The 20,739-nt window shown below is 63.5% G+C and carries 16 protein-coding genes; 3 read left to right on the top strand and 13 right to left on the bottom strand.

The window, feature by feature from the left end:
- Positions 1 to 4: 4 nt before the first annotated feature.
- From ACMGT0_RS09460 to ACMGT0_RS09405, 12 genes are all read right to left on the bottom strand, one after another.
- Positions 5 to 1,231, bottom strand: coding sequence for a methyltransferase domain-containing protein (locus tag ACMGT0_RS09460; RefSeq protein WP_416772339.1), 1,227 nt, complete (start codon positions 1,229 to 1,231; stop codon positions 5 to 7).
- Positions 1,228 to 1,788, bottom strand: coding sequence for a dTDP-4-dehydrorhamnose 3,5-epimerase family protein (locus ACMGT0_RS09455; RefSeq protein WP_054064067.1), 561 nt, complete (start codon positions 1,786 to 1,788; stop codon positions 1,228 to 1,230). Before ACMGT0_RS09455 ends, ACMGT0_RS09460 begins: the two co-directional genes overlap by 4 nt.
- Complete coding sequence (gene rfbG, locus ACMGT0_RS09450) at positions 1,785 to 2,867, bottom strand: CDP-glucose 4,6-dehydratase (RefSeq protein WP_054064066.1); 1,083 nt, start codon at positions 2,865 to 2,867, stop codon at positions 1,785 to 1,787. The genes ACMGT0_RS09455 and rfbG overlap by 4 nt, the downstream gene beginning before the upstream one ends.
- Complete coding sequence (rfbF, locus tag ACMGT0_RS09445) at positions 2,849 to 3,622, bottom strand: glucose-1-phosphate cytidylyltransferase (RefSeq protein WP_416772335.1); 774 nt, start codon at positions 3,620 to 3,622, stop codon at positions 2,849 to 2,851. Before rfbF ends, rfbG begins: the two co-directional genes overlap by 19 nt.
- Positions 3,623 to 3,877: 255 nt before the next feature.
- Entirely contained in the window at positions 3,878 to 7,465 is a 3,588-nt protein-coding gene (locus ACMGT0_RS09440) for a glycosyltransferase (protein WP_416772333.1), read from the bottom strand.
- Positions 7,466 to 7,581: 116 nt separating this feature from the next.
- Positions 7,582 to 9,159 (bottom strand): flagellar hook-associated protein 3, encoded by a 1,578-nt coding sequence (locus tag ACMGT0_RS09435; RefSeq protein ID WP_273819336.1) that lies wholly within the window; start codon positions 9,157 to 9,159, stop codon positions 7,582 to 7,584.
- 13 nt (positions 9,160 to 9,172) lie between these two features.
- On the bottom strand, positions 9,173 to 11,233 hold the full coding sequence (gene flgK / locus ACMGT0_RS09430; protein ID WP_273819335.1) for a flagellar hook-associated protein FlgK: 2,061 nt from the start codon (positions 11,231 to 11,233) through the stop codon (positions 9,173 to 9,175).
- A gap of 10 nt (positions 11,234 to 11,243) precedes the next feature.
- On the bottom strand, positions 11,244 to 12,542 hold the full coding sequence (flgJ, locus tag ACMGT0_RS09425; RefSeq protein WP_054064061.1) for a flagellar assembly peptidoglycan hydrolase FlgJ: 1,299 nt from the start codon (positions 12,540 to 12,542) through the stop codon (positions 11,244 to 11,246).
- Positions 12,543 to 12,552: 10 nt separating this feature from the next.
- Positions 12,553 to 13,662 (bottom strand): flagellar basal body P-ring protein FlgI, encoded by a 1,110-nt coding sequence (locus ACMGT0_RS09420; RefSeq protein ID WP_017902224.1) that lies wholly within the window; start codon positions 13,660 to 13,662, stop codon positions 12,553 to 12,555.
- A gap of 12 nt (positions 13,663 to 13,674) precedes the next feature.
- On the bottom strand, positions 13,675 to 14,370 hold the full coding sequence (gene flgH / locus ACMGT0_RS09415; RefSeq protein ID WP_054061206.1) for a flagellar basal body L-ring protein FlgH: 696 nt from the start codon (positions 14,368 to 14,370) through the stop codon (positions 13,675 to 13,677).
- A 53-nt stretch (positions 14,371 to 14,423) separates the two neighbouring features.
- Positions 14,424 to 15,209, bottom strand: a complete 786-nt coding sequence (gene flgG / locus ACMGT0_RS09410; protein ID WP_010449983.1) for a flagellar basal-body rod protein FlgG — start codon at positions 15,207 to 15,209, stop codon at positions 14,424 to 14,426.
- Between the two features lie 46 nt (positions 15,210 to 15,255).
- Positions 15,256 to 15,996 (bottom strand): flagellar basal body rod protein FlgF, encoded by a 741-nt coding sequence (locus tag ACMGT0_RS09405; RefSeq protein WP_054061204.1) that lies wholly within the window; start codon positions 15,994 to 15,996, stop codon positions 15,256 to 15,258.
- A gap of 329 nt (positions 15,997 to 16,325) precedes the next feature.
- Here ACMGT0_RS09405 and ACMGT0_RS09400 point away from each other — a divergent pair, with 329 nt between their 5' ends.
- Together ACMGT0_RS09400 and ACMGT0_RS09395 are read left to right on the top strand one after the other, a co-directional pair.
- On the top strand, positions 16,326 to 17,192 hold the full coding sequence (locus ACMGT0_RS09400; RefSeq protein ID WP_054061203.1) for a hypothetical protein: 867 nt from the start codon (positions 16,326 to 16,328) through the stop codon (positions 17,190 to 17,192).
- Complete coding sequence (locus tag ACMGT0_RS09395) at positions 17,189 to 17,911, top strand: TylF/MycF/NovP-related O-methyltransferase (protein WP_054061202.1); 723 nt, start codon at positions 17,189 to 17,191, stop codon at positions 17,909 to 17,911. Before ACMGT0_RS09400 ends, ACMGT0_RS09395 begins: the two co-directional genes overlap by 4 nt.
- A gap of 73 nt (positions 17,912 to 17,984) precedes the next feature.
- On the opposite strand, the gene ACMGT0_RS09390 is transcribed toward ACMGT0_RS09395, so the two are convergent.
- On the bottom strand, positions 17,985 to 19,541 hold the full coding sequence (locus ACMGT0_RS09390; RefSeq protein WP_054061201.1) for a sigma-54-dependent transcriptional regulator: 1,557 nt from the start codon (positions 19,539 to 19,541) through the stop codon (positions 17,985 to 17,987).
- Between the two features lie 322 nt (positions 19,542 to 19,863).
- Between ACMGT0_RS09390 and phhA the strand changes: the two genes are divergently transcribed.
- On the top strand, positions 19,864 to 20,649 hold the full coding sequence (gene phhA / locus ACMGT0_RS09385) for a phenylalanine 4-monooxygenase (RefSeq protein WP_054061200.1): 786 nt from the start codon (positions 19,864 to 19,866) through the stop codon (positions 20,647 to 20,649).
- Positions 20,650 to 20,739 lie beyond the last annotated feature (90 nt).

The following is a 20,739-nucleotide window of genomic DNA, read 5'->3' as shown; positions in this document are numbered from 1 at the left end:
CCGCTCACAGGACGGTCAACTCGGGCACGGCGACGACGAAGTGGCCGCCCCACTCGCGCACAACCGCCTGCTGCTGACTGACTTCCTGCAACAGGTTCCACGGCAGCACCAGTACATAGTCCGGCTTCTCGGCGGCGATACGCTGCGGCGAGACCACCGGAATCCGGCTACCCGGCAGGAACTTGCCCTGCTTGTGCGGGCTGGCATCGGCGACCCAGGCCAGCAGGTCCGGACGCACCCCGGCGTAGTTGAGCAGGGTATTGCCCTTGGCGGCCGCGCCATAGCCGACCACGCGCTTGCCTTCGGCCTTGGCCTTGAGCAGGAAACGCAGCAGATCGTGCTTGATGCGTTCGGCGGCGGGCGCCAGGGTGGCGTAGAACGCCGGGGTCTTCACTCCGGCGGCCAGTTCGGCGTCCAGCACCTGGCGCACCACCGGCAGCACGTCGCGCCGCTCACCGTCGGCGCGCTGCACGAATACCCGCAGCGAACCGCCGTGGGTCGACAGGCCGCCGACGTCGAAGACTTCCAGGCCATTGCGCTCGCACAGCACCTGCACGGCGGTCAGCGACAGGTAGGAATAGTGTTCGTGATACAGGGTGTCGAACTGGTGCCCGGCCATCAGTGCCAGCAGGTGCGGGAACTCGAAGGTCGCCACGCCCGTCGGCTTGAGCAGGGTTGCAAAGCCCTGGAGGAAATCGTTGATGTCCGGCACATGGGCCAGCACGTTGTTGGCCGCCATCAGGTCGGCGGCCCAGCCCTCCTCGCGCAACTGCCGGGCGGTGTCCCGGCCGAAGAACAGCTCGCGGATCTCCAGGCCCTTGTCCCGCGCCGCCTGGGCGGTGCTGCGGGTCGGCTCGACCCCCAGGCAGGGAATGCCGCGGCCGGCCACGTACTGCAGCAGGTAGCCATCGTTGGCCGCCACTTCCACCACCCGGCTGTCGCCGGTCAGGCCGAAGCGTTCGACCATCTCGGCCACGTAGCGCTCGGCATGGGCCAGCCAGGTGCTGGAGAACGAGCTGAAATAGGCGTAGTCGGCGTCGAACAGCGTGTCGGCGCGGGTGTAGTCCTCGGTCTGTACCAGCCAGCAGCTCTGGCACACCGCAACCTTCAGCGGTACCCAGGCCTCCGCCTGCTCCAATTGCTCGGCCCGCAGGTAGGCGTTGGACGGCGGCGACGTGCCGAGATCGATCAACGGCAGGACCAGTGGGGTGCCGCAACCTCGGCAGTTCATAGACGCACTCCAGGAAAAGACGCGTCGATCAGCGGATGGCTGGCATCCCTGGCCGACAGATTTTTGACAGCCTCGGGCCAGGTGATCGCCAGGCGCGGGTCGAGCACCGACAACCCGCCTTCACTCTGCGGCGTGTAATCGGCACTGTGCAGGTACAGCAGTTCGGCATCGTCGCTCAGGGCCTGGAAGCCATGGGCAAAACCGGCCGGTAGCAGCAGGCTGCGGCCATCGCCGGCACACAGGTGCTCGGCATGCCATTGCAGGAAGGTCGGCGACTCCGGCCGCAGGTCCACCGCGACGTCCCAGACCTCACCGCGCAGGCAGGTGATCAGCTTGGCTTCCGGGGCCTGGGCATTCTGGTAATGCAGACCGCGCACGCTGCCGCGCTCACGGGTGCAGGAATGGTTGATCTGGCGGATGTGAAAAGGCTCGCCGAAGGCACTCAGGCTGCCCTCGCAGAACAACCGGGAGAAATGCCCACGCGAGTCGGCGTGGCGTTTGTGCTGCACGTTGAACAACCCCGCCAGCGGCAAGGCCTGGATCAGGAACTCGCTCACAGCGCCCCCCGATAGAGGTCCAGCTGGGCCAGGGTGATCGCCCGCATGTCGGCGCCGCCCTGCCAGGCCAGGTGCCAGTCGAGGGTCTGCTCCAGGCATTGCTGCAACGACCAGCGTGGTTGCCAGCCGAGCAACTGCCGCGCGCGGCTGCTGTCCAGACGCAACAGCCCGGCCTCGTGCAGCTCGCTTGGCTCGACCCGCAGTCCGGGAGCCTGCGGCCAGCGCCCGGCGAGCCGTGCGACCACGTCGCCGACGCTGCACATGTCATCCTCGCCCGGCCCGAAGTTCCACGCACCGGCCAGGTCCGGCCCGCGCTCATACAGCGCGGCGGCCAATTGCAGGTAGCCCGCCAGCGGTTCCAGCGCATGCTGCCAGGGTCGTACGGCCTGGGGATAACGCAGGGTCACCGGCTCGCCCGCCGACCAGGCGCGCAGCACGTCGGGAATCAGCCGCTCCGGCGAAAAGTCGCCGCCGCCAAGAACATTGCCGGCCCGCGCGGTTGCCACCGCCAGGCCATGCACGTCATAGCGCTCGGGCGGAAAAAAGGACGCCACGTAGGACTGCGCCAGCAACTCGCAGCAGGCCTTGCTGCTGCTGTAGGGATCATGACCGCCGAGGGCTTCGTTCTCGCGATAGGGCCAGGCCCATTCCTGGTTGGCGTAGACCTTGTCGGTGGTGATCAGCACACAGGCACTCACGCCGCCGACCTGGCGAATCGCCTCGAGCAGGTTGAGCGTGCCCATGACGTTGCTCGAGTAGGTGCCGAGCGGGTCGCGATAGGCCTCACGCACCAGCGGCTGGGCGGCCAGGTGCAGGACGATCTCCGGTTCGGTTTCGGCAATCAGTTCCAGCAGCGCGCCGAGGTCGCGCAGGTCGCCACGGCGATCGTCCATGCCCTCGCCGACCCGTGCCAGGTCGAACAGGTTCGGTTCGGTCGCCGGTGCCAGGGCGAAACCGCTGACCTGGGCACCCAGGCTCTGCAGCCAGAGCGCCAGCCAACTGCCCTTGAAGCCGGTGTGGCCGGTCAACAGGACCCGCTTGCCGTTCCAGAACGCCCGGCTCAGTCCCACTGCTTCCACGGGGCCTCCCCGCTCTGCCAGAGCTGTTCGAGGTGATTCTTGTCGCGCAGGGTGTCCATCGGGTGCCAGAAGCCGTCATGCTGGAAGGCATTCAACTGCCCATCGGCGGCCAGGCCCATCAGCGGCTCGGCTTCCCAGACGGTGGAGTCACCACTGATCAGCGGCAGGACCCTGGGCGACAGGACAAAGAAGCCACCGTTGATCCAGCCGCCGTCGCCACGGGGCTTTTCGATGAAACCGCGAACACTGTCGCCATCACGCTCCAGCGCGCCATAGCGGCCAGGCGGTTGCACGGCGGTGACCGTCGCCAGCTTGCCGCTGGCCCGGTGGAAATTCACCAGCGCACCGATATCGAGATCCGAGACGCCGTCACCGTAGGTGAAGCAGAACGCGTCCTCGTCCTGCAGGTAGCGGCCGGCGCGACGCAGGCGACCACCGGTCATGGTTTCCTCACCGGTGTCGATCAGGGTCACGCGCCACGGCTCGCTGTAGTTCTGGTGAACGTCCATGCGGTTGTTGCACATGTCGAAGGTGACGTCGGAAGTGTGCAGGAAGTAGTTGGCGAAGAAGTCCTTGATCGCGTAGCCCTTGTACCCCAGGCAGATCACGAAATCGTGGATGCCGTGGGCCGAGTACTGCTTCATGATGTGCCAGAGAATTGGCTTGCCACCGATCTCGATCATCGGCTTGGGCTTGAGATGCGACTCCTCGCTGATCCGCGTACCCAGGCCGCCCGCCAGAATTACTGCCTTCATCAACGTCCCCTTATTCTTCAGCACAGGACCAGCTCGGGCCCTGTGGGACTTCCCAGACTGCCGGGTCAAATCGTGAGCAGTAGCGCCAGGCCATGACGCCAAGTGCACGATTTATGGCGATATGAAGGGGGGCTTGCAGGAAACGCGCCAGCTCCACGGACTTGTGGGAGCTGGCTTGCAGGTAGTGAGTCGGCCAGATCGCTTCGCGGGGGAAGCCCTGCAGCTACAGCGGTTACATGCGACCAGGCGCAGACCTCAATCGGCCAGCCAGCCCTGCTCCCAGTAGCGGACGTTGTCGCCCTGCAGCATGTAGTCACGCAGGACAGTTTCGCGCAGCTCGTCACCCATGCGATAGCTGGCATCCGGGTCGGCCAGGTGCATGCGGATGGCCTGAATCCACTCGTCGGTGGTGTTGGTACGGATCCGTGTGCACGGCAGGTAACCGGCATAGGCCTTGGTATCGGTACAGATCACCGGATAGCCGCAGGCCCCGTACTCCAGCAGGCGCAGATTGCTCTTGCAGTCGTTGAAGATATGGAACTCCAGCGGCGCCAGGGCCAGGTCCAGATTCAGGCTGGCCAGCTTCATCGGGTAATCCTTGAGGTCGATCACCCCGTGGAACTGATGCATGTACGGCCGCAGTTCTTCCGGACACATACCGAAGAACACCCAGTCCACCTCATTGGCCAGTTCACGCACCACATCGGCGATGACCGCCAGGTCGCCCGCGTGACTGGTACCACCACCCCAGCCTACCCGTGGTTTCTTCGTAGTCCTGCGCTGGCTGCGCAGGCCGGTCCACATGTGCGGCGCCAGCATGTTCGGTACTACGCGGATATCCTGGTGCATCGACGACAGCGCGTCGGCCAGTGGCTGGGTCGACACCACCACCCGATCGCACAGGCTGATCCCGCGACGAATCAGGCGCTCCATCTCATCCCGTTGCGGCAGGTTGCGGATATGCCCGTTCTTGCGCGGCGGATCGATGACATAGTCATCGAGTTCATAGATGCGTCGCGCGTTGCTGTAGCTCATCAGCACCGCGATTTCCTCGATCGGCTGCGCCGTGTAGCGCCCCTGCTGGACGATAACGTCCGGCGACTGTCGCTCAACCTCGATGATTGACGGCAGGTTGTAATAGGTACGGCCGGTCGCCCGGCCGGAGGCTTCCAGCTCGATCAATGGCTGCGTCATCCGGTAATGGCCGACGGCCGAGGCGTTGATCGGCAGCGCCATGATCTTCGGCAGGTGACGGGCGCAGAACGGGCTCCAGCCATCACGCAGGCCCGGCTCGAGACTGAAGCTCGGACCGTTGAGGCCATCCAGCGTCAGGCTCGGATTGTAGGCCGGGTCACGGGCGATGATCGGCAACCAGCGCTGGTAGAAACTCTGCTCCTCGAGCTGGCGCCGGGCATTCTGCTCGGTTTCGAGCTTGACCTCGGGTGCGGTGCCCAGGGCCAATTGTGCGAATGGCGTCCAGACCACCAGGTGATTGCTCTGGCCAACCCGCAGACAGAAGTCCACCTCGTTGAGGGTCTGGGCGAAGCTCTCCTCGTCCAGCCCGCCGAGGCCTTCGAACAGCGACTTGCGTATCAGCATGCAATCGGCACCGACCGCGCTGAAATCCTGTACTGCCTGCAGCCGATGCATATAACCGGTCGCCTGCATCACTTCACCATAGAACGGCAGGCCTGCCGGCCCGCGCAGGCCGAGAATCACCCCGGCGTGCACCACCCGCCCCTCTGGACTGAACAGCTTGGCGCCTACTACGCCGACCTCCGGACGCTGGGCCTGGGCCAGCATCTCGTCCAGCCACTGCGTATTGGTGATCACGGCATAAGGGTTGAGCAGCAGCAGATATTCGCCACGAGACTGCTGCGCGGCGAAGTTGCGCACGGCGGCGGGATTGCCCTGCTGAGGGTATGACAGCACCCGCAGGCGTTCACTGCCCAACTGGGCCATGTTGTCGAACCAGGCCCGCGCGCTGGCACTTTCACTGCCGTTGTCCACCAGCAACAACTCGTAGTCGGCATAGGCGGTACGCTCCAGCAAGGTATCGATGCAGCGCTGCAGGGCCGCACACTGGTCCTTGCTGACCAGGATGATCGACACCAGCGGACGACTCGCGTGAAGGTAATCGATACGGGTGAGCGGAGAATCGTCCCCCGGATGAATCCGGTGGGCGATACCCAGGCGATTCAGGTGAGCCTCGGTCACCTGCGGTGCGAGCGCCAGCACCTCTGGCGAAGACAGCCATCGGGCCAGCGAAAAAAGCGACTCCACCTGAACCTCGGCTATATGCTCCACCGCACGGGTGCCATCGCTTTCCACCATGCGCCAGAGCAGATCGTGGGGTGCCATCTCACCCCGGACGATATCGAACCCGTCCAGCTCGACGAAGCCCTTGCGCTGGAAGGCCAGCGCGCGGCCAACGTAGGGATAGCTGCGCATCAGGTCGAGGTTGAAGTCCGGCTTGAATACCGGATCGGCGGACTCACCATCGCGCAGGGCACCCTCGTCGCTGTAGATGCAACGGACCGCCGATGAAACCAGGATACGCTCGGCCAGCACCAGCAGCGCAGGCTCGCGCAGGCGATCGCCAGCGCGCAGCAGATAGAACCAGTCGGCACCGTCGAGTTGCGGCAGCAACCCGTTCAACTGCTCGCGCCAGTCATCCGCCAGCGGCAGACGGAATACCTTGCCGTCGAGGCTCGCCTCGGAGCAGGTACTGGACAGCAACAGGGTCAACTCGGGAGCGTAGAGCTGTTCCTCGATACTGCGCAGGGTGATATCCAGACTGGCGCTGCCGCCCTGTTCGTCGATCACCACCGGGACGATCCTGGGCTGCCGGGCCCAACCCGCCAGGGTATCGGGCAGCAGTTTTTTCTGCGGCTCGGGCAGGGTCCGACAAGCCAGCCATTCGGTATACAACTGGGTGAAGCTCTCACTGGCAATACCGACACGCCACGGCTGGGTGGTCTGCTTGTTGCCCAGGGTACGACTCAGCGGCAGCTCATCCCACTCGCGCGGCAAGCCGGCAGCGTTGGCCAACGGCAGGTAACGCACCCAGCCTGGGGCCGGCGCCGACTCGCCGCTACGCGCCTTGAGCATCTGCACCAGCCATTCCATCTCCGTGGCGGCCGCATCCTTCATCGCCTGCTGGCGATTCATGCGTTCCGGATAGAGACGCTCAATGCTCAATACGTTGTTCAGCATCGCCAGGGTACCGCGACGGAACAGGCAGATGTATAGAGCCAGGTCGAGGGAAGCGACAAAGCAGTGACCCGGCTGGGTCAGTGCCGGCAACAGCTCGACCAGGTCGGCGCGTCGGAACATCGCGCAGGTCAGCCCGCCAAAGAAGTTCACCGGGAAGTTTTCGCAGATGGCCAAGAGGTCTTCGCCCTTGAACAGGCCGGAAGCCGGCGACAGCGCGGTGTTTTCCAGCCGCGACGGCAACTGCAGGCCATCGGCATCCCAAAACAGTCGCTGCGCAAGCACCAGGTTGACGTCCGGCTGTTCGAGGAACACCTGGACCTGCTGCGCCAGGATATCGGACAGCAACTGGTCATCTTCCATCAGGAATTTGACATATTCGCCCTGCGCCTGTGCCAGGCAGGCATGCAGGTTGCCGATGTAACCCAGTGGCTGCGGGTTGCGCACATACCGTACGGCCTTGCCAATACTCTCGCTCAGCTCCAGGACCGCCCGCTCGATTTCGTCGCCGCAACTGTCGTCGCAGACGATGACCTCGAAATTGCCATAGGCCTGACTCAGTACGCCACTGAGGGCCCTGGAGAAAAACCGTGGATTGGAGGCGGGAATGGCGACACTGACAAGCGGCATGGAATTCACGGCGGGACTCTCGAGCGGAGGGTACCCTCCCGGCCGGGAGGGGCCCTGAAGCCGCTAAATGCAGCGGCTGGCAGACGACAAGGGGGGCGCTGATGCGCCCGATGTCATCAGATCTTGTTGAACAGCCCCAACTGGCTGACCTTGCTGAAAGCCAGCTGGGCGGCCTGCAGCATGGTCTGCTGCAGGGTCAGGCGGGTCATCACTTCGGCCGGATCGGAGTCGCGGATCGCCTGCTGACTGCTGGTGTTGGCCAGGGTCAGGCTTTCGTTGGTGGCCGCCTGGTTATCCAGCGCCGCTCCACGTGCACCGACAGTGGTCCGTGCCGAGCTCACCTGTGCGAACGAGCTGTCGATGTTGCTGATCCCGGCATTCATCGTCGCCAGTTGCTTCTGCTGGGCAGCCGGATTGCCATCGACCGGCGTGTTCAGGGCACTGATCATCGACGTCAGGGTGTCGAGGATGTTCTGGGTCTGGTGATTGTTGGACTGGACCATGAACTGGTCACCCGCCGACGCCGCGCCACTGAAGGTGAACGTGACCCCGGCTGCGGTGATGGTCTGTGCCGCCGGTGGCGCAGCCATGGTGCCCGAGGAAATCGGCTGGCTGGTCGAGGTGATCGGCGTGGCATACACGTCATAGGCACCACCGGCACCGAACTTGATGGTCGCCCCACCGTTGGGGAACGTGCTGGTGTAGGCGGTCTGGTTGGTGGTGGTCGCCCCGGTGATCACCGTGGTCGACGGGTTACCGGCACTGCGGGTGGTATTGAAGGTGTCCGGCTGTGCGGTCAGGGTGAAGGTATGACCGGCAATCACTGTGTCCGGTACATCGCCCGACTTCAGGTTGATATTCAGGGCCAGGTCGAGACCACGGAAGTTCACCGACTGGTTGGCACCACTGCTATTGCTGACGACACCGTTCTGGCTCGCTTCCGACGTCACGTCGTTGCCCAGCGCATCGGTGATCTTCAACTGCGTACTGCTGAGGAAGGTCACGGTGTACGGTTGGCCAGCGGTGAACTTGGCATCGTAGGTGGCACTGTTGCTGACCAGACCGTTGGACAGCGTCACCCGGCCATCATCGACCGCCGGAGCGGTCATCGTGACACTGGTGCGCGCGGTGTTGATCGATTGCTGGAAGGCTTCCCAGCCCGTGATGTTGCTGCCCAGCGACAGGTTTTCACCCACCTGCAGGCTCAAGGTCGACTGGTCACCGTTGTAGCTGAAGGTACCGTCAGCGTTGGCGGTGTACGGCGCTGCGCCGGTCTTCGAGCCACCAAAGAGGAAGTTGCCATCGGAATCCTGGCTGTTCATCAGGCCGAGGATCGTATCCTGCAACTGCGCCAGCTCCTGGGCGACCGCCTTGCGATCGGTGTCGGTCTTGGTGCCGTTGTTGGCCGACAGGGCCAGCTCACGGGCACGCTGCATCGCATCCTGGATCGACTGCAGCGCGGTTTCGCTCTGGCTGTACTGGGTCTTGAGCGAGTTAGCGTTGGTGGTGTACTGCACCAGCGCAGCGCTCTGCTGACCCAGTTGCAACAGGCGCGCGGCCCCGACCGGGTCGTCGGCGGCAGTATTGACCTTGGTCAGGCTGCTCGCTTCGGCCGCACTCTTGAGCATGCCGTCGTAGCCGCGCTGATAGTTGGCGGCGGTCGTTTCGTAATACTGGGCGGTGGAAATGCGCATGGATTACGACTCCTTAAAGACTGTTGATCAGCACGCTGAAGGTTTCCTGGGCCGCCTTGATGATCTGCGAAGAGGCGGTGTAGTACTGCTGGTACTTGACCAGGTTGCCGGTTTCCTCGTCGAGGTTGACCCCCGACAGCGAGTCCCGGGCGCCCTTGGCGGTCGTCAGCACGGTGGTGGTCGCCTCGCTGTCGGACTTGGCCTGGGCCGCCTTGGTGCCGACATTGGAGATCAGCTTGCCATAGGCATCCGACAGACTGATGCCCTTGCTCGCGGTACCGGTGTCGACCGTCTGCTTGGTCTGCAGGCCAATCAGGGCTGCGCTGTTGCGGTTGTCCGAGGAAGCGGCGCCGGTCATCGAGATGGTGTAGCTCTCGCCGGCCTTCGGGTTGCCACCCACGGTGGTCTGCACGGTGAAGGTCTTCTGCACGGGTGGCGTGACCGTGTTGTCCATCACCGGGTTGCCCGAGGCGTCGACCATGTTGATCTTCAGGTTCAGGGTGTTGCCCTGGCCCGGCACGATGGTGCCGGTACCCATGACGTTGCCCTTGGCGTCGGTCAGGGTGTAGCCCTGGGTGCCGGCCGCAGCGCCGGTACCGGCGGCGTCGAACACCAGTTTGACCGGGGTACCGTACTTGATGGCGTCCTGCAACTGCGCGTTATTGGTCGCGTTGGAAGAGCCCAACTGGTCGACCAGCACCGGCTGGGTGTAGGTCCCGCCATTGTTGGCGCTGGTTACGCCGGTCAGCGCCGCCGCGGCAGCGATGCTCTTGGAGTCGGTCATCACCATCTGGATATCGCTGGCGCCGCTGCGGGTCGGGGTGACCTTGAAGCTGTCACCGGCGGTCATCGGCGTGGCGCTGTTCGGACTCAGGGTAAAGCCGTCGATCACCGGTGCCGGCGTGGTCGTGGTACTGAAAGACCCCATGTTGGTACCGTCGGAACGCTTGACGGTGTAGTCGGTTCCGTTGGTGAAGGTCACCTGGTAGTCATAGGTGGTCAGCGCGCCGGTGTTGCTGATGTTGACGTTCAGGTTGCCGGAAGCCGGGTTGTTGGTCGACTTGGCGATGCTGCGCTGACTGACCAGCGCGGCGCTGTTGATGTCGTTGAAGATCGCCGTACCGAAATTGCCGTTCTTGTCGATACCCTGGGCGTTCTGCTTGTTCATCTGGTCGGCCAGGACCATGGCCACGCGCCCCAGCTCGTTGAGCGAAGGGTTCAGCACCTCGGTACGATAGCGCAGCAGACCGCCGATCTCACCGCCGCTCACCGTGTCGGTGATGTCGATGGTGCTGGAGGCACGGTCCAGTTGCAGCGAGTAGCGGCTCGGGTCGTCCTTGCTCGGGACGGCCGACAGGGTGTTGGTGGAGTTGCCCATGACCAGCGGCTGGCCGTTGGCCAGGTACACGTCATAGTTGGAACCCCGCTCGGTCACCGAGGTGCCGACCAGCTCGGACAGTTGGCGCACGGCATCGTTGCGCTTGTCCATCAGGTCGTTGGGCGCACCGGCGGATGGGGAAATCTTGGTGATCTGCTCGTTGAGCTGGGCGATGCTGGTCGCCAGCTTGTTCACCTGGTCGGCCATGTCCGCCAGGTTGGTGTTGATCCCGGTGTTCTGGTCGTTGAGCTGCTTGGCGATGGAGTTGAAGCGATCGCTCAGGGCCTTGGCACTGCTCAGAGTGTTCTGGCGGGCGGCATCATCGGTCGGCTTGGTCGAGACGGCCTGCAGGGAGGTGAAGAAGCTCTGCAGGGACGCGGTCATGCCGGTGTTGGTGTCGGACAGCATCGAGTCGGTCGGCGTGACCTGGGCCAGGTACGACGAGGCATCGCTGTTGAGCGAGGTCGCGGTGTGCAGTTGCGATTCCAGGTAGGCGCTGTAGACCCGGCGCACATCCGCCAGGGTGGTCCCGGTGCCGATGAAAACGTTGCCGTAACGCTGCGAGGCTGCAGTGGTCTGCACGGTTTGCTGACGCGAATAACCGGCCGTGTCGACGTTGGCAATGTTGTTACCCGTAGTCGTCAGGGCCGAGCTGGCAGCGTTCAACCCCGTCATCCCGATATTGAGCAAACTCATGATTCAGACCTTATAAATTCGTGGAAGCGCCCGTCACCGCAGCGTAGTTCTGGTAGCTCTTCATCTGTTTTGCTATTTGCGTGATCTTGCTGGCGTAATCCGGATCGGTTGCATACCCGGCCTTTTGCAGCTCACGCACAAACTGTTCAGGTTTATCGGCCGACTTCAGCACATCTTGATAGCGACTGTTGCTCTGCAGCAGGGTCACCAGGTCGTGGAAGCTGTCCTGATAGGACGCATAGGAACGGAAGTCCGCTGTTTCCTTGACCATCTGCCCGTCGCGGAACTCACTGGTAATGGCCCGCGCCTGCGGCCCCTGCCAACTGCTGCCGGCCTTGATGCCGAACAGGTTGTGACTGCTGCTGCCATCCTGCTGACGCATGACCGACTTGCCCCAGCCGGTTTCCAGCGCGGCCTGGGCCACCAGGTAGCGCGGATCGACACCGATACGCTTGGCGGCCTGCTCGGCCATCGGCAGCATGGTGGCGACGAATTCGTCAGGCGAGCTGAAGGCGCGCTTGGCCGGCGCCAACGGCGGCTGGGCCACCGCGCGACCATAGATCTGCATGCGTGCCGCCGGCACGGCGATGCTGCGGGCCGCCAGGCTGTCGTTCTTCAGCGCCGCATCGGCGGAGGCAGTGCTGCGCTCCGGCACGGCGTAGCCGGCCGCGGCGACCTGGCTGGCATCGGCGGACGGCACCAGGCCGGCCAACAGCCGGTCGGTGAGCTTGCTCGGCAGCGCCAGGCGCCGGGCATTGAGCTTGGCCACGTCATTGCGCAGGGTGCCATCGGCGGCATTGCCATGGGCAACCCGCGAGGCCCACAAGGCGTGCTGACCGTTGGAACGGGTGAAAGGCGAACCCGGCGTCGAAGTGACGGTACCCGCGGCGATCGGCGTCTCGACCGGTGCGGCAGGCGCTGCGGTCGTGCCGGCCGGCGGTCCGACCGTCAAGCCGCTGTCGGAGGGCCTGGTGTGCTTTTCCTTCGACATCTGGCGCATCAGCACATCGGCCAGGCCGATCCCCCCCCCCTGGCGGGACATGGTCACCGCCAGCTGCTGGTCATACATTTCCTGATACTGCTTGGCCGTCGGGGTATTGAGCGGGTTGTCCTGGCCCAGCACCTCGGTGGCCGAACGCATCGACTTGAGCATCTGGCTGAGGAACAGTGATTCGAATTCCTGGGCCACCTTGCGCAGGTTGCCGTCGCTGGTGCGATCGCCGACCTTCAGGTTGTTCAGGCGATTGAGGTCGGTGTACGCCCCCGAGTCACTGACGTTGACGATCCCGCTGTTACGAATATCGACCATGGAATCGACCTCAGATCACGATCAGGTCGGCCTGCAGCGCGCCGGCCTGTTTCAATGCTTCGAGAATCGCCATCAGGTCGCCTGGCGCCGCCCCCACCTGGTTCACCGCACGGACGATCTCGTCCAGGGTGGTTCCCGGGCCGAACTTGAACATCGGTTTGGCTTCCTGCTGGGCATTGACCCGCGAGCGCGGGACGACCGCCGTGGTGCCATTGGACAGCGGCCCCGGCTGGCTGACGATCGGGTCCTCGGTGATGGTCACCGTCAGGCTGCCGTGGGTCACTGCCGCTGGCGAAACCTTGACGTTCTGACCGATCACGATGGTGCCGGTGCGCGAGTTGATGATGACCTTCGCCACCGCCTGACCCGGATCGACCTCGAGATTTTCCAGGATCGAGATGTAGTCGACACGCTGGCTCGGGTCCAGCGGCGCGGTCACCCGTACCGAACCACCGTCAATGGCCTGGGCCACGCCAGGGCCGAGCATGTCGTTGACCTTGTCGACGATGCGCTTGGCGGTGGTGAAGTCGGAACGGTTGAGGTTCAGGGTCAGGCTGTTGCCCTGGTTGAAGCCGCTCGGCACCGCCCGCTCGACGGACGCACCACCGGGGATCCGGCCAGCCGACGGAACGTTGACGGTGATCTTCGAACCGTCACGCCCCTCGGCATCGAAGCCACCCACCACCAGGTTGCCCTGGGCGATGGCGTAGACGTTGCCGTCGATACCCTTCAAAGGCGTCAGCAGCAGGGTGCCGCCCCGCAGGCTCTTGGCGTTACCGATGGAGGACACGGTGATGTCGACCACCTGCCCCGGCTTGGCGAACGCCGGCAGGTCGGCACTGACCGACACCGCCGCGACGTTCTTGAGCTGGACACTGCCGGAGTTGGCCGGCACCTTGATGCCGAACTGCGACAGCATGTTGTTGAAGGTCTGCAGGGTGAACGGGGTCTGGGTGGTCTGGTCACCCGTACCGTTCAGGCCGACCACCAGACCGTAGCCGATCAGCTGGTTGGAACGTACGCCGGAGATACTGGCGATGTCCTTCAACCGTTCGGCCTGGACACTGAGGGCGGTCGACATCAGCAGCACGGCCGCCATCAGATGCTTGAAGTTGAACATGATCGTCGGCACCTAGAAAGGCCAGAGTGGGCTGAGGAAGAAACGGTCGAACCAGCCCGGCTGACTCGTATCGGCAAAGGAGCCGGTACCCGAATAGGTGATGCGCGCATCGGCCACGCGGGTGGACGGCACGGTGTTATCGGTGGCGATGTCGTCGGCCCGGACCAGGCCGGCGATCCGTACCAGCTCGTCGCCGGTATTGAGGGTCAGCCACTTCTCGCCACGCACGGCAATGATGCCGTTGGGCAGCACATCGGCCACGGTGACGGTGATCGAACCGGTCAGGCTGTTGCTCTGGCCGGCCTTGGCGGAGCCGTCGCTGGCACGGTTACCGGTATAGCCGGCATTCAGGGTGAGGTCGCCACTGCCCAGCGGGTTGTTGGTGTTCGGCACACTGCCAAACAGCGAAGTCAGGCCCAGGCTGTTGGAGCTTTTCTTCGACAGGTTGGAGTTGGCGTTCTTGCTGGCCTGGGTGGCTTCGTTCAGGGTGATGGTGATGATGTCACCGACCCGGAACGCCTTGCGGTCGCCATACAGGTTCTGTTCGAAACCGGCCTGGTAGATCGAGCCGTTGTTCGCCGCGGCTGGCAGCGGGGTCCGCGGCAACACCGGCGCATAGTACGGGTCATTGGGTTTGGGCGGCGGGCTTACGCACCCCGCCAGCGCAGCAATCCCACTCAGCGCGAGAATAGAAAACAACCGATTCATGACCCTTACCTCACGGTGTTGCCGGCGACCCCGGGGCCGCCACATAGACTTGATTACAGATTCTGCGCGACGAACGAGAGCATCTGGTCGGCGGTGGAGATCACCTTGGAGTTCATTTCGTAGGCACGCTGGGTGGTGATCATGTTGACCATCTCCTCCACGGTGCTGACGTTGGAGGTTTCCAGGGTGCTCTGCTCGGTGGTACCGAAACCGTTCAGGCCCGGCGTGCTGACCTGCGGCGCGCCGCTGGCGGCGGTCTCCAGGAATAGGTTGCCACCGATGGCCTGCAGGCCGGCCGGGTTGATGAAGTCGGCGGTCTGCAGGTTGCCGATCACCTGCGAAGCCGGGTTGCCGGCGGTGGTGATCGAGACGGTGCCGTCCTTGCCGACGGTGAAGGTCTGGGCGTTGTTCGGGATCACGATCGCCGGCTGCAGGGCGAAACCTGCGGCGGTGACGATCTGGCCGGTGTTGTCCAGGTGGAAGGTGCCGTCACGGGTATAGGCCGTGGTGCCGTCCGGTTGCAGGATCTGGAAGAAACCACGGCCGTTGACCGCGATATCCAGGGGCTGGTCGGTGGTCTGCAGGCTACCGGCGGCGAAGTTCTTCTGCGTACCGACGATGCGCACACCGGTACCCAGTTGCAGGCCCGACGGCAGTTCGCTGTCCTGGGTCGACTGGGCGCCAGGCTGACGCTTGATCTGGTACAGCAGGTCCTGGAACTCGGCACGATCACGCTTGAAGCCGGTGGTCGAGACGTTGGCCAGGTTGTTGGAAATGGTGGTCAGGTTGGTGTCTTGCGCCGCCAAACCTGTTTTTGCAACCCATAGAGCCGGAAGCATTCTGTTCTCCTTCGCGCGCCTGTTTTACGGCGCTACGTTGTGGTGATTAGCTGATCTGCAAGACCCGAGCCATTGCCTGGTCATCGTCTTTCGCGGTGTTCATCATCTTGATGTGCAGTTCGAACTGCTTGGACAGGGCCAGCACCGCGGTCATCTCTTCGACGGCATTGACGTTGCTCGCCTCGAGGAAACCCGACTCCAGCTTGACGCTGGCATCGACGGCCGCCGGCTGCCCATCCTTGGTGTGGATCATGCCGTCCAGGCCCTTGGTCATGTTCTTGAGATCGGGCTTGACCAGTTTGATGCGGTCGACCACGGCCACCACGCGTGGCCCCTCGCCCATCGAGCGGATGCTGATGGTGCCGTCCTGGCCCACTTCGATCTTCGACTCGGGCGGCACGGCGATCGGGCCGGCGTTGCCGATCACCGGCATGCCGTTGCCGGCACGCAGCACACCGAGCGCGTCAATATTCATGCTTGCGGTACGCACATAGGCTTCGCCACCGTCCGGGGTCTGCACCGCCATCCAACCGTCGCCGCCCACGGCCACGTCGAGATCGCGCCCGGTTTCCTGCATCGCGCCCGGCGAGAAATCGGTTGCCGGCCGCTCGCTCATGGCAAACGCTCGCGCCGGAAAGACGTCACCGAACACCGGCATCGACCGGGCCTGTTCCAGGTCACGCTGAAAGCCGCTGGTAGAGATGTTCGCCAGATTGTTGGCATGCGCCTTTTGCGCCAGGGCGTTCTGGCTGGCGCCGGTCATTGCCACGTAAAGGTACTTGTCCACAGTCTTTCCTCTTGCTGACGGACGTTTGCCGCCCACCGCTGTACGGCGAGAGGCTTAGCAATTTCTGCACCAACATTGCTATAAGACCGGCACAGCACAGGCCGGACGGGCCTCCCAAGCCAGTGGAGGGCTTTCGCAAGCTTGGAATCGAGACGAAAAAACGGCGCGGTCATGCCGCTAGCGGCAAGTGGCGGCCAGTTTGGACAGCGCCCATCATCCCGCCCCCGGTTCGGGAACGGACCTTGCAAGACGGGCCGGCAAATGACTGATTTCAGTTTGCCAGGGTACGGCCGACACCTAGATCAGCCGACGCATTCAGGAGGGCTACCGTGAACCTGTACATCAACCAGTTGCAGAAAAAGGCCGACTTCAAGGAAGCCATCTATTCGGGAGCGGTGTTCCTGGACACCAACCTGGCGACGACCAGGCAGCTCTGCGGCTTCGCCCAGGAAAGCATCACGGCGGCCTTCGATGGTGAAACCGATCACCCGTCCCTGCACAAGATGATGCCAGTCGAGGAGTTCGTGGCCCGGGTGACCCGCCTCAAGGGTCAGTTCACCAACAGCCAGCGCGTCAAGGATCTGATTCTCGGTTTCATCCACGAACTCGATCTCGACCCGCACGAATACATTTTCGACGTGCCGCGCCTGCGCGTCGTGCCCAACTACGATTACCTGCACGCCGGCGTCAGTTACGCCTACAAGCCGCACCGTGACACCTGGTACGGCAGCGTCGATTGCCAGATCAACACCTGGATGCCGGTCTACACCATCGTGCCGGAACAGACCATGATGATCAACGCCGCCTACTTCGAGAAACCGGTGCTCAATACCTCGAAGGACTGGAGCCTTAACGACTGGATCAACAACCAGCGGCACAAGGCCAAGGATAACCTGACCGAAGAAGTGCGCGTGCACCCGGTACCGCTGGGCGAGATCGACCATTCCTCGGAAATGCGCATTGCCGCCAACACCGGCGAGATGCTGACCTTCTCCGGCTCGCACCTGCACGGCACCGTCGCCAATTTCACCGACCGCACCCGCTTCAGCGTCGACTTCCGCCTGATGCACCTCGACGACCTGCGCCACAATCGCGGCGCGCCCAACGTCGACAGTGCCTGCCCGGACGTCGGTGCCGGTTTCAAAGACTACTTCCACGCCCACGACTTCTCGAACTTCCAAGGAATACAACAATGACCAAGCGCCGTATCACGCCTGCCGAAGCCCAGTACAACGAAACCCGCGCCGGCGTCCTCAAGCGGGTCGACGCCGAGTACGTGGCCGATGCGCCCTTCGTGTTCGCCAACCGCATCAACGTGACCGCCGCGCTGTCGCGCATGGAACTGTTCAAGAAGGTCATGGACGTACCGGGCGCGATCATCGAGTGCGGCGTGTACAAGGGCAACTCGCTGATGCTCTACATGCACCTGTCGATGATCCTGGAACCCTACGCGATCAACCGTTCGATCGTCGGTTTCGATACCTTCGAAGGCTTCACCAGCATCAACAAGGACGAGGATCCGTCCGACATCAACGAGAACATGTTCTCCGACACCGACCAGTCGCTGATCCAGGAGATGATCGACGCCAACGACCTGCTGCGCCCGGTCAACCGCATCCCGCGTTGCGAACTGGTCAAGGGCGACATCTGCAAGACCGTGCCGGAGTTCGTCAAGAGCCGTCCGGACCTGGTCGTGGCGATGCTGATCCTCGATACCGACCTGTACGAGCCGACCAAGGTCGCCCTGGAAACCTTCCTGCCGTACATGCCCAAGGGCGCCATCGTGGTCCTCGACGAAGTCGCCTACCGCAACTTCCCGGGCGAAACCAAGGCCCTGCGCGAAGTGTTCGACATGAACAAGATCGAACTCAAGCGCCTGCCGTTCGACTCGTGCGTGGGTTACTTCCACATCTGAGTGACACCGGCCCTGATGCGTCGCATCAGGGCCTCGTGGAAACCGGCTTGCCGGCTCCTGCAGAAATTCCCAGCTACTCCTCCTTGAGCACCTCGTAGGCCTTGAGCTTGTTGGCAATGGTGGTATGGGAAACCCCCAGGCGCTTGCCCAGCGACCGGCTGCTCGGATGTTCCGAATACAGCCGTTCCAGCACCGCCTTCTCGAACCGCCCGACGATCTCGTCCAACCCGCCCTCCAGGGAAAAATCCCCCAGTGGCTGGCGAACGCCGTAGTCCGGCAGGCGGATATGCTCGGCCTTGACCAGGCCGCCATCGCACAACGACACCGCCTGGAACAGCACGTTTTCCAGTTGGCGGACATTGCCCGGCCAGTGGTAATGGCTCAGCCGCTCCATCGCCGCCGGCGCCAGCTTCGGCAACGGGCAACCGATCTGCCGGCTGGCCTGGTCAAGGAAATGCTCCACCAGCGGCGTCAGGCCATCCAGGCATTCGCGCAACGGCGGAATATGCAGCGACAGCACATTGAGGCGGTGATACAGGTCCTGGCGAAACTCGCCGCGGGCGCACAGCTCCGACAGATCGACCTGGGTCGCGCAGATCACCCGCACGTCGAGGTAGACCTCCTCGTCGCTGCCGACCCGACGGAAGCCACCATCCTGCAGAAAGCGCAGCAGCTTGGCCTGCAGCCGCGGGCTCATCTCCCCCACACCGTCAAGAAACAGCGTACCGCCCGCCGTGAGTTCCAGCAGGCCGAGCTTGCCCTCGGCCCGCGCCCCCTCGAACGCGCCGGGACCGTAACCGAACAGTTCGGTCTCGGCCATAGACTCCGGCAGGCCGGCACAGTTGAGCGCCATCAAGGGCGCCTGACCACGCGGACTGGCCAGGTGGCAGGCACGCGCCAGCAACTCCTTGCCGGTGCCGGTCTCGCCCTCGATCAGCAGCGGCGCATCCAGGGGTGCCATGCGCCGGGCCTCGCGGACCACCGCCGCCATCACCCGTGAACTCTGGAAGATGCTGTCGAACCCGCGTAGCTCCTGCTTGCGCACGTTGTAGATCCGTTCGCCGACCTGGTCGGCCCGGTGCAGCGTCAAAACCGCGCCGGCCATGGCTTCGCTGTCCTCGTGCTCGGGCTGCAACGGGGCGATATCCGCCAGAAACACGTCACCCTTGACCTTGACCCGCAAGCCATTGATCCGCGACTTGTTGCTGCGCACCAGTTCCGGCAGGTCGAAATCCGGCGCATAGCGGGACAGGGCAATCCCCGGCACCTCGTCGACCCGCACCCCGAGCAACTGTGCCGCCGCCCGGTTCGCCGCGACGATGCAACCGCCCATATCGATGGACAACACCGGAAACTCCAGCGCGCCCAGCAAGGCATTGAGTTCCATGTGCCGGCGCTCGCTGGGCATCAGCCCGACCCGTTTCACGCCGAAGACCCCGGCGATGGTCTCGAACCGCGGCCGCAGCGCCTGGAACTGCAGATTGATCAGGTTGGGACAATGCAGGTAGATCGCATTGCCCTGGTCGCCGCCGACCTCGCCCCGGGCCACGTTGATGCCGTAATCCACCAGCAGGTTGAGGATGTCGCGAAGGATGCCGATGCGGTTCTGGCAGTGCACTTTGATACGCATGAAAAAAGCCCGGGAAGGTGATCAGGACTGCTCGACGGGAACGAAACCTCCACCCAGACGGGTCTGGCGGGATCGATCCGAGAACTTTTTGGGTGGCGCCGCAGTTTTTCGTAAAGATTACGTGACACCGATCAACAAAACCACCCAGGAAAAATGCCGACCACCGGGCACAACGCGACATTTGTAACGATTACTTTACGGAAAAAGCCCGCCTGCGCCACTTCCTATACCCGCCAGCCCGGTGCATTCGCGACCATGGCGGATCAACACTTAGGCACAACGCTGGACATAACAAGAACGATCCCTCTAGCAGGAGAGCTGTATGAAGCAGACGCAATACGTGGCTCGCGAGCCCGATGCGCAAGGGTTTATCGACTACCCGGCCGCCGAGCACGCGGTGTGGAACACCCTGATCACCCGGCAGATGAAAGTGATCGAGGGTCGTGCCTGCCAGGAATACCTGGACGGTATCGAAAAGCTCGGCCTGCCCCATGACCGGATTCCACAACTGGGCGAAATCAACGCCGTACTGGCCGCGACCACCGGCTGGCAGGTGGCCCGGGTGCCGGCGCTGATTCCCTTCCAGACCTTCTTCGAACTGCTGGCCAACAAGCAGTTTCCGGTAGCGACCTTCATTCGCACCGAAGAGGAGCTGGACTACCTGCAGGAACCGGACATCTTCCACGAGATCTTCGGCCACTGCCCGCTGCTGACCAATCCCTGGTTCGCCGAATTCACCCACACCTACGGCAAGCTCGGCCTCAAGGCCACCAAGGAACAACGGGTGTACCTGGCGCGGCTGTACTGGATGACCATCGAATTCGGCCTGGTCGATACCCCGCAAGGCCGACGCATCTACGGCGGCGGCATCCTCTCCTCGCCCAAGGAGACGGTCTACAGCCTGTCCGGCGAACCCGAACACCAGCCGTTCGACCCGCTGGAAGCCATGCGCACCCCCTATCGCATCGATATCCTGCAGCCGGTGTACTTCGCCCTGCCGGACCTCAAGCGCTTGTTCGACCTGGCCCACGAGGACATCATGGGGCTGGTCGAACAAGCCATGCAACTGGGCCTGCGGGCCCCTAAATTCCCGCCCAAGGCCGCTTGACCGGCGACCTTCGGCCACCTCCCGAGAGCCCTCGCGCCGATGCCACCGACCGGTATCGCCGAGGGGCGTGCAACGAACAAGAACGACAGA

The sequence above is a fragment of the Pseudomonas sp. RHF3.3-3 genome, assembly GCF_048069595.1.
Lineage (GTDB): Bacteria > Pseudomonadota > Gammaproteobacteria > Pseudomonadales > Pseudomonadaceae > Aquipseudomonas > Aquipseudomonas fuscovaginae_B.
The sequence above is the reverse complement of the archived record's forward strand: the minus strand, read 5'-3'. Positions and strand labels throughout refer to the sequence as shown.

Coding starts and splice junctions, on each gene's coding strand:
- ACMGT0_RS09460 (WP_416772339.1), bottom strand. CDS start 1,231: ATGAACTGCCGAGGTTGCGGCACCCCACTGGTCCTGCCGTTGATCGAT.
- rfbF (WP_416772335.1), bottom strand. CDS start 3,622: ATGAAGGCAGTAATTCTGGCGGGCGGCCTGGGTACGCGGATCAGCGAG.
- ACMGT0_RS09440 (WP_416772333.1), bottom strand. CDS start 7,465: ATGCCGCTTGTCAGTGTCGCCATTCCCGCCTCCAATCCACGGTTTTTC.
- ACMGT0_RS09435 (WP_273819336.1), bottom strand. CDS start 9,159: ATGCGCATTTCCACCGCCCAGTATTACGAAACGACCGCCGCCAACTAT.
- flgK (WP_273819335.1), bottom strand. CDS start 11,233: ATGAGTTTGCTCAATATCGGGATGACGGGGTTGAACGCTGCCAGCTCG.
- flgJ (WP_054064061.1), bottom strand. CDS start 12,542: ATGGTCGATATTCGTAACAGCGGGATCGTCAACGTCAGTGACTCGGGG.
- ACMGT0_RS09420 (WP_017902224.1), bottom strand. CDS start 13,662: ATGTTCAACTTCAAGCATCTGATGGCGGCCGTGCTGCTGATGTCGACC.
- flgH (WP_054061206.1), bottom strand. CDS start 14,370: ATGAATCGGTTGTTTTCTATTCTCGCGCTGAGTGGGATTGCTGCGCTG.
- flgG (WP_010449983.1), bottom strand. CDS start 15,209: ATGCTTCCGGCTCTATGGGTTGCAAAAACAGGTTTGGCGGCGCAAGAC.
- ACMGT0_RS09395 (WP_054061202.1), top strand. CDS start 17,189: ATGACCAAGCGCCGTATCACGCCTGCCGAAGCCCAGTACAACGAAACC.
- ACMGT0_RS09390 (WP_054061201.1), bottom strand. CDS start 19,541: ATGCGTATCAAAGTGCACTGCCAGAACCGCATCGGCATCCTTCGCGAC.
- phhA (WP_054061200.1), top strand. CDS start 19,864: ATGAAGCAGACGCAATACGTGGCTCGCGAGCCCGATGCGCAAGGGTTT.